At 60.7% G+C, this 15,470-nt stretch carries 16 protein-coding genes; 6 read left to right on the forward strand and 10 right to left on the reverse strand.

Annotated features, from left to right (window positions below; translation table 11 throughout):
- Nucleotides 1-145: 145 nt before the first annotated feature.
- Nucleotides 146-1,207, reverse strand: a complete 1,062-nt coding sequence (locus CWI66_RS10210) for an NAD(P)-dependent alcohol dehydrogenase (RefSeq protein WP_100731604.1) — start codon at nucleotides 1,205-1,207, stop codon at nucleotides 146-148.
- Between the two features lie 197 nt (nucleotides 1,208-1,404).
- Between CWI66_RS10210 and CWI66_RS10215 the strand changes: the two genes are divergently transcribed.
- The gene (locus CWI66_RS10215) at nucleotides 1,405-2,298 is read left to right on the forward strand and encodes an AraC family transcriptional regulator (protein ID WP_100731605.1); all 894 of its coding nucleotides are present in this window, start codon (nucleotides 1,405-1,407) and stop codon (nucleotides 2,296-2,298) included.
- Nucleotides 2,299-2,327: 29 nt separating this feature from the next.
- On the opposite strand, the gene CWI66_RS10220 is transcribed toward CWI66_RS10215, so the two are convergent.
- Nucleotides 2,328-2,753, reverse strand: a complete 426-nt coding sequence (locus tag CWI66_RS10220) for a VOC family protein (RefSeq protein WP_039175852.1) — start codon at nucleotides 2,751-2,753, stop codon at nucleotides 2,328-2,330.
- 135 nt (nucleotides 2,754-2,888) lie between these two features.
- Here CWI66_RS10220 and CWI66_RS10225 point away from each other — a divergent pair, with 135 nt between their 5' ends.
- Nucleotides 2,889-3,761 (forward strand): LysR substrate-binding domain-containing protein, encoded by an 873-nt coding sequence (locus CWI66_RS10225; protein WP_016916471.1) that lies wholly within the window; start codon nucleotides 2,889-2,891, stop codon nucleotides 3,759-3,761.
- 61 nt (nucleotides 3,762-3,822) lie between these two features.
- On the opposite strand, the gene mqo is transcribed toward CWI66_RS10225, so the two are convergent.
- Nucleotides 3,823-5,511 (reverse strand): malate dehydrogenase (quinone), encoded by a 1,689-nt coding sequence (mqo, locus tag CWI66_RS10230; protein ID WP_026002011.1) that lies wholly within the window; start codon nucleotides 5,509-5,511, stop codon nucleotides 3,823-3,825.
- Between the two features lie 149 nt (nucleotides 5,512-5,660).
- Between mqo and CWI66_RS10235 the strand changes: the two genes are divergently transcribed.
- Entirely contained in the window at nucleotides 5,661-5,873 is a 213-nt protein-coding gene (locus CWI66_RS10235) for a DUF3820 family protein (RefSeq protein WP_016916469.1), read from the forward strand.
- Between the two features lies 1 nt (nucleotide 5,874).
- On the opposite strand, the gene CWI66_RS10240 is transcribed toward CWI66_RS10235, so the two are convergent.
- Nucleotides 5,875-6,270: a hypothetical protein gene (locus tag CWI66_RS10240; protein ID WP_232710838.1), complete on the reverse strand. Its 396-nt coding sequence runs from the start codon at nucleotides 6,268-6,270 to the stop codon at nucleotides 5,875-5,877.
- Nucleotides 6,271-6,361: 91 nt separating this feature from the next.
- On the opposite strand from CWI66_RS10240, the gene CWI66_RS10245 reads away from it, so the two are divergent.
- A complete protein-coding gene (locus tag CWI66_RS10245; protein WP_100731607.1) occupies nucleotides 6,362-7,159 on the forward strand; it encodes a DUF1499 domain-containing protein in 798 nt (265 codons plus the stop codon).
- Here the strand turns inward: CWI66_RS10245 and CWI66_RS10250 are convergent.
- The 4 genes from CWI66_RS10250 to CWI66_RS10265 all read right to left on the reverse strand — a co-directional run bounded on the left by CWI66_RS10250 (nucleotide 7,154) and on the right by CWI66_RS10265 (nucleotide 12,266).
- Nucleotides 7,154-7,780, reverse strand: a complete 627-nt coding sequence (locus tag CWI66_RS10250; protein WP_016916467.1) for an SDR family oxidoreductase — start codon at nucleotides 7,778-7,780, stop codon at nucleotides 7,154-7,156. The genes CWI66_RS10245 and CWI66_RS10250 overlap by 6 nt on opposite strands.
- Before the next feature lie 461 nt (nucleotides 7,781-8,241).
- A complete protein-coding gene (locus tag CWI66_RS10255; protein WP_100731608.1) occupies nucleotides 8,242-10,353 on the reverse strand; it encodes a methyl-accepting chemotaxis protein in 2,112 nt (703 codons plus the stop codon).
- A 56-nt stretch (nucleotides 10,354-10,409) separates the two neighbouring features.
- On the reverse strand, nucleotides 10,410-11,576 hold the full coding sequence (locus CWI66_RS10260; RefSeq protein ID WP_081135189.1) for an ABC transporter substrate-binding protein: 1,167 nt from the start codon (nucleotides 11,574-11,576) through the stop codon (nucleotides 10,410-10,412).
- A gap of 78 nt (nucleotides 11,577-11,654) precedes the next feature.
- Entirely contained in the window at nucleotides 11,655-12,266 is a 612-nt protein-coding gene (locus CWI66_RS10265) for a flavin reductase family protein (protein WP_100731609.1), read from the reverse strand.
- A 186-nt stretch (nucleotides 12,267-12,452) separates the two neighbouring features.
- On the opposite strand from CWI66_RS10265, the gene arfB reads away from it, so the two are divergent.
- Complete coding sequence (gene arfB, locus CWI66_RS10270; RefSeq protein ID WP_016916463.1) at nucleotides 12,453-12,866, forward strand: alternative ribosome rescue aminoacyl-tRNA hydrolase ArfB; 414 nt, start codon at nucleotides 12,453-12,455, stop codon at nucleotides 12,864-12,866.
- Between the two features lie 48 nt (nucleotides 12,867-12,914).
- The gene (locus CWI66_RS10275; RefSeq protein WP_016916462.1) at nucleotides 12,915-13,115 is read left to right on the forward strand and encodes a DUF1289 domain-containing protein; all 201 of its coding nucleotides are present in this window, start codon (nucleotides 12,915-12,917) and stop codon (nucleotides 13,113-13,115) included.
- On the opposite strand, the gene CWI66_RS10280 is transcribed toward CWI66_RS10275, so the two are convergent.
- Both CWI66_RS10280 and CWI66_RS10285 read right to left on the reverse strand, forming a co-directional pair.
- A complete protein-coding gene (locus tag CWI66_RS10280) occupies nucleotides 13,105-14,166 on the reverse strand; it encodes a proline racemase family protein (protein ID WP_016916461.1) in 1,062 nt (353 codons plus the stop codon). The genes CWI66_RS10275 and CWI66_RS10280 overlap by 11 nt on opposite strands.
- Entirely contained in the window at nucleotides 14,163-15,341 is a 1,179-nt protein-coding gene (locus tag CWI66_RS10285; protein ID WP_040461366.1) for an alcohol dehydrogenase catalytic domain-containing protein, read from the reverse strand. Before CWI66_RS10285 ends, CWI66_RS10280 begins: the two co-directional genes overlap by 4 nt.
- Nucleotides 15,342-15,470 lie beyond the last annotated feature (129 nt).

Genomic DNA, 15,470 nt, shown 5'->3' on the forward strand with positions numbered 1-15,470 from the left:
TTGTTATGGCGCTGCTCAAGCGCAGAGTAAAACAATCCACGTGAAAAAACGGCACCTCTACGACTTATGTATCAACCATTTTCATCTATGCGATAAACAAAAAAGCCCACTCCAACAGGAGCGGGCTGTATCCAGCGAAGGCCACTTAAGCGGGTGTGTTTTTCAACGTGGCCATATCGATCACGAAGCGGTAACGCACGTCACCTTTTTCCATGCGCTCGAAACCTTCGTTGATGTCGTTGATATCCAGCATTTCGATATCACAGGTGATGTTCTGGTCGGCACACAGCTGCAAAAGCTCTTCCGTTTCGGCAATCCCGCCGATCAGTGAACCAGCCACCACGCGGCGTTTGAAGACCAGATTGAACGCTTCGATGGTCGGCTCGATGGGCTCCAGCAGCCCGACGATGATATGCGTCCCGTTGTACTTGAGCGCGGCCAGATAGGGGTTGAGGTCATGCTGTACCGGCACGGTATCCAGCATGAAGTCGTAGGTTTCTGCCACGGCCTCCATTTGCGCCGGGTCGCTGGACACCACCACGTGGTCAGCACCGTTTCGCTTGGCTTCCTCTACCTTGGCGTCGGAACGGGTAAATACCGTGACTTCTGCGCCCAGCGCCTTGGCCAGCTTCACGCCCATATGGCCCAGGCCACCCATGCCAATCACCCCGATCTTGTGCCCTTTACCTACCCCGAAATGCTTCAGCGGTGAGTAGGTAGTGATACCGGCGCACAGGATAGGCGCAGCCGAGGCCAGATCGATACCGTCAGGCATCTTGAGCACGAAATGCTCGCTCACCACGATGGCATCGGAATAGCCGCCTTGGGTCAGGGTGCCGTCCTGACGATCGGGGCTACCGTAGGTCATGGTGAAGCCTTCCAGGCAGTATTGCTCTACGCCCTCCTGGCAGGCCGAACAGGTACGGCAGGAATCGACCATACAGCCCACTCCTACCAGATCGCCTACCTGGAAGCGGCTGACGTCGCTGCCCACGGCGGTCACGCGGCCGACGATCTCGTGGCCGGGCACGACGGGGTATTGGCTCATGCCCCAGTCGTTACGCGCAAAGTGCAGGTCGCTGTGGCATACGCCACAGTAAAGAATCTCGATGGCAACGTCGTCGGCACGCGGCGTACGACGCTCAAAGGTAAACGGCGCGAGGGGTTTGTCGGCGGAAAACGCGGCGTACGATTTTGCCTGGCTCATGGAAACTCCTTGGTAAGGCATCCCGCTCATGCGAGAGAAGCTTCCATTATTGGCCGTACCGCCGCGGTTAGCGATGAACGAAGCTCCGATTTTTTTGCCTATTTCTCCATAAAGGCGTAATAAAATAACAAAAATGCGCGCAAAAAAGTCACAATTGTCCTAAACGAACTGATGACAGTCTCGCCTCTGGAGCCCCCATGGCCACTACCACCGCTGCGGGCAACGCCCTTGCTCAGTGCCTTTTTCCCTTGATTCGACGGGAAGGAATGAACGCCTCGGCTCTGCCACGGGTCAGCCTGCTGTACCTGAAACGGCATCAGCCGCGCACCCCGCTCATGTACGAACCGGGGCTGACGATCATTGCCCAAGGGCGAAAGATCGGTTACCTGGGTGACCGCGAGATTCACTACAACCCTGGACACTATCTCGTTCAGACCCTGCCGCTGCCTTTCGAGTGCGAAACACACGGCTCCGAAGAGGCGCCGCTGCTGGGTATTTCGGTCTCTCTGGACCCCGCGCTGCTCAACGAGCTGGTCACCGCCATGGGCGAACAAGGGCCGCTCGTAAAAACCCCCAGACCCATGGCCTCGGTGGCCATGAACGAAGGCATGCAGGCTGCGGTTCTGCGGCTTGCTCACACCCTGCACGACGAAGTGGAGTGCCGCATCATGGGGGCAGCGCGTATACGTGATGTGGTGTTCGAAGCGCTCAAGGGGGAGCAGGGGCAAGCGCTACGCGCGCTGGTCAGCGGCCATGGCCACTATGCGAGAATCGTGCAGGTGCTTTCCCACCTGCATGCTCATTTTGCCGATCCGTTTTCGGTGGAACAGCTGGCCCAGCAGGCCAACATGAGCGTCTCGACCTTTCATCAGCACTTCAAGCAGATCACCCGGGCTTCCCCAGCGCAGTACGTGAAGCGGCTGCGGCTATTGAAGGCTCAGCAGCTATTGCGGCAGGACCGCCATAACGTCAACCAGACCGCCCTGGCCGTCGGCTACCGCAGCGTGCCTCAGTTCAGCCGCGACTATAAGCGTTACTTTGGCGAGCCACCGCTACAGCATCGCCGACAGGAGCAGGACATGGGCGCCTGACAAGCGCCCTGTCGGCGACCCAAGTGCGCTTATTTGGCAAAAATCTGGCTCTTGTCCTTGAACGCCTTGAACTCCAGCGCATTGCCGCAGGGGTCGAGCAGGAACATGGTGGCCTGTTCACCCACTTCTCCCTTGAAGCGGATATAGGGCTCGATCACGAAATCGGTATCGCGGGCTTTCAGGCGCTCGGCCAGCGTTTCCCACTCATCCCACTCCAGGATGACACCAAAATGTGGTACCGGCACATTGTGGCCATCCACCGGGTTGGTATGCGCGCTTTCCTGCCCAGGCGTTTTGGGGTGCCCGTGAATCACCAGCTGGTGGCCAAAGAAGTTGAAATCCACCCAGTGGTCACTGGAGCGCCCCTCTTCCAGACCAAAAACATCATTGTAGAAAGCGCGTGCCAGCGGCACATCGTAAACGGGGATTGCCAGGTGGAAAGGGGAAAGGCTCATGAGAAGCTCCTGTTATCGGGTATGCCGCGATGTGCTGCGTTTAGGGTTGGTTCAGCTATCCTAAAAGCCGCCATGCAAAAATAAAATCAATTGTTTTTTGATAAACTCACAAAAAATATTGATGAGTTACCGATCATGATTCGTGAGCTTAAAACGCTTGTCGCCGTGGCCCAGCACGGCACTTTTGCCGCTGCCGGACAGCAGACCGGGCTGACCCAGGCGGCCGTCAGCGCCCAGATGAAGCGCCTGGAAGCGGAGCTGGGGGTCACACTGTTCGAGCGCAGCGGTCGCAATGCCGTCCTCACCTCGCAAGGCCAGGCCACCCTGCAGCAAGCCCGCGCCCTGCTGGCGCTGTACCGAACGCTGGGAGCAGCAGGCACCGACCAGGCACCCGGCACGCTCATCACGCTAGGCGCCATTGCCTCGTATCAACGTACGCTGCTGCCGGACGTGCTGGCACATTTTCACCGCCACTTTCCCCACTGCCGCAGCCGGGTGGTCCCTGGGCTGTCACTGGGTCTGATGAGCCAGGTGGACGCAGGAGAGCTCGACATGGCCGTGATCATTCGGCCGCCCTTCTCGCTGCACAGCGACCTGCGCTGGCAGCCACTGGCCCATGAACCCTTTCGCCTGTTGGTACCGCAGGGCTGGTCAGGGAGCGATTGGCGAGCATTGCTGGAGCGTCATCCGTTCGTGCGTTACGACCGGACATCCTTTGGGGGGCGGCAGGTCGAGCGCTTCTTGCGCGATCAGCACTGCCAGGTGCGCGATGTGTGTGAAGTCGATGAGCTGGATGCCATCGTTCGGCTGGTGGCCAACGGCGTGGGCGTGGCGCTGGTGCCAGAGCCTCGTGCCCTCGACCACTGGCCCAGCGGCATCAGGGCAGTCAGCCTCGATGAGCACACCTTTCACCGGGACATCGGAGTGGTGTATCGCGGCGATAGCCCAGGCCACGAGGCCGCCCGCGCCCTGACCGTGTTACTGATGGAATACGCACCCCAGGGCTGAATAAAACGCACAACGCCAGCCCGAAGGCTGGCGTTGTATCGACCAACGACAGGCGTTGTACTTACGCCTGCGTTACCTCTTCTTCCTGCTCGCTGTCCTGAGCTTCCGCTTCGTCAGCGGGCTCGGCTTCCTGCTCCGCCTCGTCAGCGGCCTCTTCGACGTCACTGGCCTCGACGGCATCACCCGCCTGCAGGTTCATGGGCTCGTCAAGCTGCAGGGTTTGTGCCGTATAGGCACGCACGTCACGCAGCAGCTCCGGATTTTCCGCCAGTTTCTGGCCGTAGGACGGCACGATAGCGGTCAGGGTAGACTGCCACTCCTCGCTAGCTACCTGTTCGGGGAACACACGCCCCAGCAGGTTCAGCATGATCGACGGAGCGGTGGAAGCGCCAGGCGAGGCACCCAGCAGCGCCGACATGCTGCCATCGGCAGAGCTGATGATTTCGGTACCAAACTGCAGCACACCGCCCTGCTCTTCATCGTCACGAATGATCTGCACGCGTTGGCCCGCTGTCCACAGCGACCAGTCATCGGGGTTGGCTTCCGGGTAGAAGTCCTGCAGGGCTTCGAAACGATCTTCTTCCGACATCATCACCTGGCTGACCAGATAGCGCACGAGATCAAAGTTATCGACCCCGACCTGCATCATCGGCCAGGTGTTGTTCAGCGTCATGGAGCCGAACAGGTCGGTCCAGGAGCCCTCTTTCAGGAACTTGCTGGAGAACGTGGCAAACGGGCCAAAGAACAGCGCGGGTTCACCGTCCAGATAGCGGATGTCCAGGTGAGGCACCGACATGGGCGGTGAGCCTTCACCGGCCTTGCCATACACTTTCACCAAGTGCTGAGACACAACGTCCGGGTTGGTGGTGTAGAGGAACTGGCCGCCCACCGGGAAGCCGCCGTAGCCTTCCACTTCAGGAATGCCGGTTTCCTGCAGCAGCGGCAGCGCCGCACCGCCCGCACCGATGAAGACGAAACGCGCATCGACGGTGAACTCATCACCGCTGGCCAAATCGGCGATACGAACTTGCCAGGTATCGTCGTCATTGCGCTCGAAGCCGCGCACTTCGCTGTTCAGACCCAGCGTGAAGTTGTCGCCTTGGGCCAGAGATTCGATCATCTGGCGCGTTTGTGCACCGTAGTTCACCTCGGTGCCCATCTGCATGCGCGTTGCTGCCACCGGGGTGCCGTCGTTCTCGCGACCCGCCATGACCAGCGGCATCCACTCGGCCAGCTCCTGCCAATCTTCGGAGTATTCCATCCCGGCGTAGAGCGGGTTCTGTACCATGGTGGCGTGACGCTCGCGCAGGAACGCCACGTCGTCTTCACCCCATACCAGGCTCAAATGGGGAGAGGTGTTGATGAACGAGCCTGGCTCGCCCAGCATGCCACGGTCCACCTGGTGCGCCCAGAACTGGCGAGACACCTCGAACTGTTCGGTCACGTTGACCGCACGCTCGATGGCCACGCTGCCGTCAGGTTGCTCGGGGGTATAGTTCATTTCGCAAAAAGCCGAGTGCCCGGTACCGGCGTTGTTCCAGCCGTTGGAGCTTTCAGCGGCGACTTCGTCCAGCCGTTCGTAGAGGTGTATGCTCCACTCCGGCTCCAGCTCCTGGAGATAGGTGCCCAGCGTAGCGCTCATGATGCCGCCACCAATCAGCAGGACATCGACCGGTTCATCGGCCGACACGGGCATTGCTGCAAGCGCCAGCAGCGGCGAGCAGAGTAAAAGACTTAAACGTTTTTGCATGTCATGTCCCTGACGATACAGAAATGACGTGCCGGAGCAGTGAGCGCCCAGCGTCGAGGGGGGGGTATATTGTCGACGAAAGTCTAACAAAAAACCGCGGGCGCGGAAACATAAAAGAACGCTTAAATGAGAATGAAAGGAATTAACGTATGAAACCCGAAGACCTCGAAAAGCTGGTCTCACGCAAAATGCCCTTTGGTAAGTACGAAGGATGGCTGATAGCTGATTTACCGGGCCCCTACCTCAACTGGTTTGCCCGGGAGGGCTTTCCCACCGGGGAGATTGGCCACTTGCTGCACTTGATGCATGAAATCGACCATAACGGCCTGAGTGGCCTGCTCGACCCGCTGCGCAAGGCGTGAGTCAACGGCGATTCATGGCCTCCTCGCGCTCGGCCAGGTAGTGCTGTGCATGGGTCGCGGGGTCCTGCGGAAAGCGACCCAGCGCCACGGCTTTTTCGAAAAATCCACGGGCCGGACGATCCTCGCCACGCCGACTGATGACCAACGCCGCGACCAGAGGCCGCCCTGCCGCCACGTCCTCCTCCATGAGCCATTCAAGCGCATTGGCCACTTGCGCAATGGTGCCCGGCGGGGTGAGCCCCAGGGCAGCCGCCACTTGCTGGTAGGTCATGGGCAGGGCCTGCCGAGGCGCTTGCTCGAGCAGCGCGCGCACTCGGCAGGCGAGCAAAGCCGTTGCCTGCGTGGCGGTCACCTCCGATGGAGAGTGTCTGGGTGAGTGCATGTCAGCGTCCCTCATGGCGGCATCCTGGGTCAGGCGGAAAAAGTAGCCACGCTACCACATCGCTGGCTATGCTGGGCAGACACGTCATGTTGCCAAGGGGAAAGGGATGACCAGAACATTCACAAGAACATCCACCAGATCATTCAACCGTACACGCAACAAAAGCCGCTGGCCCAGCGCGCTGGTCTGGCTGAGCCTGGTGGCGCTGTTGGCGGCCGTGGCCATGATGGCCGTCGCTGGCCCGGCATATCGCTGGCAATGGGCAGGGCTGGGCGAGGCATTTACGTTGCTGCGCAATGGCGTGTTCACGGCCATGGCCGCGCTGGCCTTGAGCGTGCTGGCGCTGCTCATCAGTGCCGTCACTAGACGGGCAGGCACCGCCAGCGCGGCACTGCTCGTCCTGCTGGCCACGGCGGCACTGCTTTATTTACCTTGGCAGCAGTGGCAACGTGCCCAGCAGGCACCTGTCATACATGACATCACCACCGATACACAGAACCCACCGGCTTTTGTGGCCCTTCGTGAAGCCCGCGAGGCTGCCCCCAATGCTGTCGACTACCCGGGCAAAGCCACGGCACGGCAGCAGCAGGCCGCCTACCCTCAGATTCAGCCGCTGCAGGTGGAGGCTGACGCCACTACTGTGCTGGCGGCGGTACAGGCGGAAGTCGAGGCTGCGGGCTGGCAGATTGCCGACATCTCCTCAGACCAGCTGGAGGCCACGGCCACTACTCGCTGGTTTGGCTTCGAGGACGATGTGGTGATTCGCTTGACCGAACTGGCTTCGGGCACGCAAGTGGACATGCGTTCGGCCTCTCGCCTGGGCGCCAGCGACGTGGGCACCAACGCACTGCGCATCGAGACCTTCATGGCCGACCTGCGTGAACGCTTGGGTGGCACGCTATAGCAACGCATCGATGGGCCGCTTGCCATCCAGCAGGGTGATGTCGCGGTCAATGATCGAGGGAGTCTGCACGACTCTCAGCAGGGCATGGGCGACATTGGCACGCGAGATGCGATTATCACCGGCTTCTTCGACACTACTGGCAAACTTGTGGCTGGGGGCATCATCGGTGAGCCGCCCCGGCTTGAGAATCACGTAGGAGATATTGCTACGGCGCAGGTGCGCATCGGCAGCGAACTTGGCCGCCATATAGGGGCGCATGTTCTGCGGGGCTTCCAGAGGTTTTTCAGCGCGCAGCGCACTGACCATGATATAGCGTGACAGCCCGCGCTGGCTGGCGATATCCGCCGCGCGGATGGCGCCGAACAGGTCGATCAACAGGGTTTTGTCCGGCCCGGTATGCGGCCCGGATCCTGCGGTGAAAACGACCTGGTCGCACCCTTCGAAGGCATGCTCCAGCTCACCTTCCAGGTCGGCGATAACGGTGGGAATGCCGCGCTCTTCAAACCATGCCGCCTGCTCCTGATGACGGATCATCGCCTTGATGGGCGTGCCTGCCTGTTTGGCCAGAGCACAAAACTGTTGACCAATTTGGCCATTGGCACCTATCACTAGCGTCGTCATCTTGCCTCCTCGTCTTTGGTCACTCCTTTTGACATCCTCCCCTCCCTCAACTTGCGCTGCCGCCTACGGCGGAAAGGAAGGGGATTCCCAGGTTGTTACCTTCCTGGTTTCTGCTTCAAGGACAGCTGCCCGAGGGAATGGCTTGGTTATCGCCGTAACGTCCCGGTGGGGATTTTTACGGTGACGAACCAACGCCTATCCCCCAGGTCTCACGCCGTCTCCACAGACGTAACTTTCCGAGTGCCCCTCGGTAGGTCGTGTCGACATGAGTAGTATAGCACTGTACAAAACGTCAGCAAAGGCATCCAGGAGATGCCGCGCTATCCTTCCCCGGCCTAAAAGGCCGAGGTTTGACGCGCAATTTGATCAGTGTAGGCAAGCGCGTTAAAGTTCAACCGTTTGACATGCAAACAGCGAACGCTGGGGCGTTCGCTGTCGAGGAAGGGGCCGTGGAGAACCGGCTATTTCAAGCGGGCGGGCTGTGGCTGTGGCTGTAGTTGAGACCGAGACTGCGAGGGCAGCGCTACAGGCGGACGCCCGGCATCGTGGCTCACCTGAAAGCGGCTGACCAGGGAGTGCATGTCACCCGCACGCTCATCCAGCGTGTGGCTTGCCGTGGTGGCCTCCTGAACCAGGCGCGCGTTCTGGTGAGTCACCTGATCCAGCTGCGAAATCGCCTGATTGATCTGATCGATGCCGGCTGACTGCTCTTTGGTGGCATCGGCGATCTCGGTCACATAACGAGTGACCTCGGTGAGGCTGTCGATGATCTCTTGCAGGTGCTGACTGGAGGCCGTCACCAGCTGCTCGCCTTCACTGACTTTTTGCACGCTGTCGTCGACCAGATGGCGAATCTGGGCGGCCTCTTCAGCGCTGCGCCCCGCCAGCTTGCGAACTTCCTGGGCGACCACCGCAAACCCACGCCCTTGTTCTCCCGCGCGGGCAGCCTCGACCGACGCATTCAGGGCCAGCAGGTTGGTCTGGAAGGCGATATCGTCGATGGCCTTGATGATCGAGGTGATTTTCTCGCTGGCCTGGCGAATGTCGCTCATGGCAGCAGTGGTACGCTGGGCAACATCCCCCGCCGAGCGTGCCCGCCCATCGACGTTGGTGCTGGCATCCTTGGCCTGATCGGCGTAGTCCGCCGTCTGTTTGACCGTGGCGGTAATCTGTTCGAGGCTGGACGCGGTTTCTGCCAACGAGGACGCCTGCTGGTCGGTACGCTGGGACAGGTTCTCGTTGCCAGCAGCAATCTGGCGGCTACTGGCAGCAATGGCTTCGGCACTTTCACGAATCTGCGCCACCATGGCTTCGAAGGTGTCCATCATCTGATTGAACGCCTGGGCGGTTTGCCCGGCTTCATCATTGTGGGCCAGCGCCAGGCGCATGGAGAGATCGGCATTTTCACCCGCAGCGCCACTGATGTTTTCCATTTGACGGCGCATGGCGACCAACGGACCTAGTACCCGCACCAGCGTGCGCCAACCAAAAATGGCCAGCACGCTGATGACGGCCAACGTGACCATCACTAGCAGCGTACGGCCAGCGTTGGCCAACGTTTCCGCTTCGCTGCTGGCACTGGCGGCACGCTCGACGGTGTAGGATTCGATATCGTTCAGCACGTCGCGCATCTCGCTGGACGCCTGCGCAACGCTCGTGAGAGCCGTCTGTACCTGCTCCCGTTGGGCAAGCTGCTGTTGACGCAATGCGTAAACGGAGCTGGCATCTTCCACCATCAGCGCGTTCAGGTCAGCAATCACCGAGTCCAGCTCACCGATCAGCGCACGCTGTTCGACGGTAGTGCTCGGCGCCTCCGCGACGGCGGCCAGCGACTGGCGCGCCAGCGTCACCTGCTGGGCGATTTCATTGGTACGCAAATTGACCAGCGCATCCACACTCTCCACCTGCCTCATCTGGCGCCCCAGATCTGACAAGGTGGCCAGCGCCATACGCGCATTACCGCTCAAGCGACCAATGTCCACCCTAGAGGCGAACATGGTATCCAGCAGCTGCGTGGGTAGCGTGGTCGTGCCCTCTTCACGCCAGGCTTCCATCAGCTCACGCTGACGACGCTCTTCACGAACCTGCGCCAGCGCCGTGCGGCCGGCAATGTCTTCAGCGCTGTGCATCACCGTGGTGATGGCGGTCTGCATCCGCTGCAGCTGCTCCGCCATTTGTGCAGACAGGCTCAAGACGTCACGCCGTACCCCTTCCAGTGTTTCATCACCCGCCAGCAAACTCTGATAGTGGGTATCCAGCGCACTCAGCTGGCTCGATAGCGCCGATTGGCTACTGCGCTCCAATCCATCTCGGGCGCTGGCAAAGCGTTCGTTCAACGCACTACGCGACGTCACGCTGTCCAGCTCTTCCACGCTGTCGGCCGCCAGCAGGTCGGCATGGCGCTGACCAAACGCGCCCATGGTCAGCACCATGCTGCGGCTGGCATCCTGCAAAGGAAGTACATCGCTGGTGATGAGGTGCTGGACGTTGATCAACCGCTGATTGGTCATCCAGCCAGTGCCTGCCAGTACCACCGCGCCCAAAACGGCGGCCGCGAATAGGCTAATGAGCATGGCTCGTATGCTTATCGTCTTTTTCATCAGGAGTATTCGCTGTGTCAGAGGTTATGCTATTCAAAGGATGCTGCGACGCTCGCCCAATCGACCGGCTCGAACTGGCCGTTACGAATGACGGTGGCCCACACGGCATCACTGGCCTGATGGTCTCCTTGCCCTAAGGTCAGCGGCTCACCCACGCCAATATCGATGGTACCCAAGCCCAGCAAGCCTTCCACGATGGCTTGCCTATCCGGGTTTTCACCGGCGGCTTTCACCCCTTCCACGAACAGCTTGGCGGCTAGATATCCCTCCAGCGAGATGAAATCCGGCTCGCTGCCGGGCACATGCGCTGCCAACACCTGGCGGTACTCTTCTACCGCTGGCAGGTCAGCATCCAGTGGTGGCACGACCTGGGTCACGATCACGCCTTCGGCCAATGGCCCCAGCGCCTCCAGCAGGGCCTGGCTGCCTACGAAAGAGACGTTCAGAAACACGCTATCCGGCAGGTCCTGACGCGCTTCACGGATAAAATCGGCAGCGGGACCAAAGGTGCCGACAATGATCACCGCACGAGGCACGACAGGTGCCTGAAGAATGGTTGCCAGCCCTTGGTGAACATTGCGGGTACCGCGTGTAAAACGGCCGTGGGCCAGCTGTGAGGTGTCGGTAAAGCCCTCTTCGTGCAAGGCGCGCAGCGCGCCATTGTAACCTGCATCACCAAAGCTGTCGTTCTGCGTGAAAAAGGCGATCTCTTCGGGCTGGATACCCGCTTCCAGTAGCCCCGCCACCATGGCGGCCGTTTCCTGCACATAGCTTGCTCGGTAGTTGATCACATAGCGGTCGGGGGGCGAACGACGCAAGATACCCGCGCCGGTAAAGGCGCCGTACAGCAGCGTGCTGTGCTGGTTATGGATGGGGATGGTCACGGCAGCAGTGGGCGTGCCGACGTTACCGATGGCCGCCAGCAGGGAGCTGTCACTGATCAGCTGCCGGGTATGCGCGGCGGCGGGTAGCGGCGAGTATTGATCGTCGAAGGCTTGCAGTACCAGCGACTGTCCGTTGACGCCTCCTTCGGCATTTACCTTGGCAAAGTAGGCCTCGATACCCTGCTGCATGCCGACCCCCAAGGGAGCGGCTGCACCACTCAGCGGCGCGACGATACCTACTTTCAACTCCGCTGCCGCCACGGGCGACACCAGCACCCAGGCCAGCAATACCAATACTCGTGATATTTTCATTTTTTTATCCTCAGGGTTTAGCCTTTCATCGGCCAAAACGCCTAAGACTTTAGTCACAGCCTAAAGATACTGATGTTTCTAATCAGGACGGCTCAGGGCAAACCGGTCGCTGACTCTGACATAGTCACTGCCTGCCAGGCGGCCTACCGGCTGCAGCACATCCAAGTGAACGTGGCGGCCATCCCAGACGGACTCATCGGCGTGGATCGATACCACTTTGACCAGAATCAGGCTGCCTGCCAGCGGCTGATCTCCGAAGCGGATCACCTGTACTCGCTGGCAGCCAAAGGCGATGGGCGCCGCCGCAATACGCGGCACGCACACACCGGGCATGGCCGTCTTTTCCAGTCCTGCCAGGGCAAACTCGTCTTCCTGGGGCGGCAGGCTGGCGCTGGTGGTATTGAGCGCTTCGATCAAGCCTTCGGTGCCCACATGCACCACGCACTCGCCGACGTCTTCCAGGTTGCGCAGGGTGTCCTTGGGCTGGGCGCTGCCATCCAGCAGCGGCGCAAAAGCCAGAATGGGAGGGTCGATACTGGCCACGTTGAAAAACGAAAACGGCGCCAGGTTGGCGTTGCCCTGGCCATCCTGGGTGGCCACCCAGGCAATGGGCCTTGGGCAAATGCTGCCCGACAGCAGGCGATACAGTGTTCCGGCACTCAGTGGCGAGGTGTCCAGCAGGGTATCCATGCAAACTCCTTATCAGGCCATGGGACCAGCGTTGCTGCCCATAAAGCCACTCACTCATCAGAAAAAATCACCTCTCTTTGCATAAGAGGTATTCATTGTCGTAGGGAACGCCTGTTACCAGGCCGTGGAGCCTTGCGGCTGTCAAGTGTGCTAGCCTTGTAAGTTCATAAGTTACCAGAGAATTGAATGCTCACTATTTCCAATAGCGTCACGCTGGCCGATTGGGAAATCGATATCAGCCAGATTCGAGCCCAGGGAGCGGGCGGCCAGAACGTCAATAAAGTCGCCTCTGCCGTGCATCTGCGCTTCGACATTGCGCGCTCGACGCTGCCCCCTACCTACAAGGAGCGGCTGATGGCGCTGTCCGACCAGCGGATCAGCAAGGAGGGCGTGGTCATCATCAAGGCGCAGAGCTTTCGCACGCTGGAGCTGAACAAGGAAGACGCCTTGAACCGCTTGCAGGCGTTGATTCAAAGCGTGGCCCGCACGCCGAAAACGCGCCGCCCCACCAAGCCCACCAAAGGCTCCCAGCGGCGGCGGGTGGACCACAAGACCCGCAAGGGCAAGATCAAGTCGCTGCGTGGTAAAGTGCCGCTGTGACGCCCGCCGCGAACCCTCCCCCATTTCGAACTGGATACCACGACGCCCATGCCCAACCAGCCTCGCCCTGTGTCACCCTGCCGCCATATTTGCCAGATGAACCCCGAGACGGCCCTGTGCAGCGGCTGTGGGCGCACTCTGGATGAGATTGCCTGCTGGGGAAGCATGAGCGACGCCGAGAAAGCGCCCGTTTGGGCGCGTATCGAACAGGCCGGCTACCTGGACATCGGCGATGACGCTACTCCTTGACCGGCGCAGGCTGGGCGTGCCGATCACTCAAGATATGGTGCAGCTCACCACAGGCGACCATCGGGTCGTCGCAGTTGATCACGATGGTGGAATCGGCCAGCACATAGCTGCGCCCGGTAATGGTATTTTCCACCACCTGATAGGCACCTTCCTGGTGGGTGCCTGTAAAGGTGCCGATAAACCCGGTTTCTCTCAACGAGACGGTTTCCAGCTTGTCGCCCGGCGCCAGCCGCCCTTCATGATGCATCAGCGCCAAGCGTGCCGAGGTGCCGGTGCCGGTGGTGCTGCGGCAAATCACCCCTGGGTGCACGTAGGTGGCAGAGCGCGAACGCACATAGCCCTGCGCCACCGGCTCTTCAGGCCCCATGAAGTGTAGAAAGGGCAGCGGCCCCACATCGCCCAGGGTGTAGTGGGAAAACCCTCGGTGAGCCTGGATGGCCTCGATGATCTTGTGGGCACAGGCCGCCAGCGCGGCCTCTTCGTCCCGTACCAGCTTGAAGCCCAGCGCCTCGGCATCGACCAGCGCATAGAAGCCGCCGCTGTAGGCAACCGAGTAGGTGACGTCGCCAATGCCCGGCACCAGAAGAGTATCGCGATAGCTGTCGATATAGCTGGGCAAGCCTTCACAGGTCACCGACTCCACGACCCCGTTGCGCACCCGCGCTTCGATCTGCACCAGGCCTGCCGGGGCTTCCAGCTTGAAGCGCTGAAGCCCCTCCTGCTTGGGCACGATACCCATTTCCAGAACGGCCGTGGCCGTGCACAAGGTGTTGGAGCCTGAGTAGATCGGGTAGCCCATCACTTCCATGATGATGTACCCCGCCACCGCTTCAGGATGGGTGGCAGGCACCAGCAGGTCGACCGACATTTCCGGAATGCCATAGGGCTCGCCCAGCAGTAGCTGCCGGAGGCCATCGGCGTCGTCACGCAGATACTCCATTTGCTGACGCACCGTGCTGCCCGGCAGCGTATCGATCCCGGCGGTGACGATACGGCTCACGTCGCCCCCCGCGTGGGTGTCCAGCAGCTTGATGGTATGCACGGTATTCACTGGCGAGCCTCCCGTTCCGATTGAAGAGCGGCAGATTGAAGATCAGCCGACTGAAGCGCGAACGGCTCCCCATGGGCCTCCCACTGGGCATCGGGCACGATCACGATCTTGCCCAGATAGTCGCTGCCGCGATTGACGAAGTAGCGCTCCGCCGCGTGCAGCTGCGACAGCTTGAACGTCCCGTGCAGCACCGGCTTCAGCTCGCCGCTGCGAATCCAGGCGACCAGCTGTTCGGCTTCTTCACGGGTGCCATGGGAGACCCCGACGATTTGCACCTGATACAGGTAGATGCGTGTCCACATGACTTCGCTGAGATTGCCACCGCTGGCACCAGCGATGGCCAGCCGCGGGTACGTGGCGCGCTGCGACATATCACTGATCATGGTGTCGATGAACAAGTCGGTCATGTCGCCCCCCACCAGGTCCATGACCGCATCGATGGGCCGCCCTTCGGTGGCCTGCAGCACGCGCTCGACGAACGTAGGCAAATCGCCTCGGTCGATCACCGCCTGCGCGCCCAGCCCGCATAGGGCATCGGCTTTGCTGGGCTGGCTGACGGCATAAGGAATGGCGCCGATGATCCGGCACAGCTGAATCAGCGCCGTTCCTACCCCGCCGCTGGCTCCACTGACCAGCACCCGCTCGCCAGCCCGCACGTTGGCCGCCGTCATCATGTGGTAGGCGGTCTGATAGGAGCACATTCCCATGGCCGCCAGAGGGGCATCTGGTAATTCAGGGTTGGCGATGTGATGAAACTGGTCGGCAGGCACCACGATATATTCCGCGAAGCCCCCATCGGCACCATGTCCGTAGTAATCCGGCACCAGATTGATGTCGCGACGATCATCCGGGTAGAGATTGAAATCCAATAGCCCCCGCTCACCCACTCGCTGCGCATCGACACCCTCGCCCACCGCCACGATGTGCCCCACCACATCGGCCCCCTGGATACGCGGAAAGCTCAAGGTGGGGGCACCGCCCATGGCGAACGAGGTGACCTCCTCCTTGCCCCTGGTGGGGTAAAGCCCTTCGCGGGCCTTGCGGTCAGTGTTGTTCTTCGCGGTCGCCGTGACGCGCACCAGCACCTGACCGGCCCCAGGCTGCGGCGTGGGCACGTCCTGCCGGTAGTGCAACATGTCCACATCGCCATGACCGGTCAGCAGCATGGCCGACATGCTGGAGGGGATAGAAAAGGAAGTGGTGGAATCATTGGCAGCGTTGGTGACACGTGAGGTTCTGCGGTCCGTATTGGCCATGGGCTGGCTCCTGATCGGTGCATATACCACGACAATAACAAACGCCGG

This window comes from Halomonas sp. 141 (assembly GCF_002810305.1).
Classification (GTDB): Bacteria; Pseudomonadota; Gammaproteobacteria; order Pseudomonadales; family Halomonadaceae; genus Vreelandella; species Vreelandella stevensii.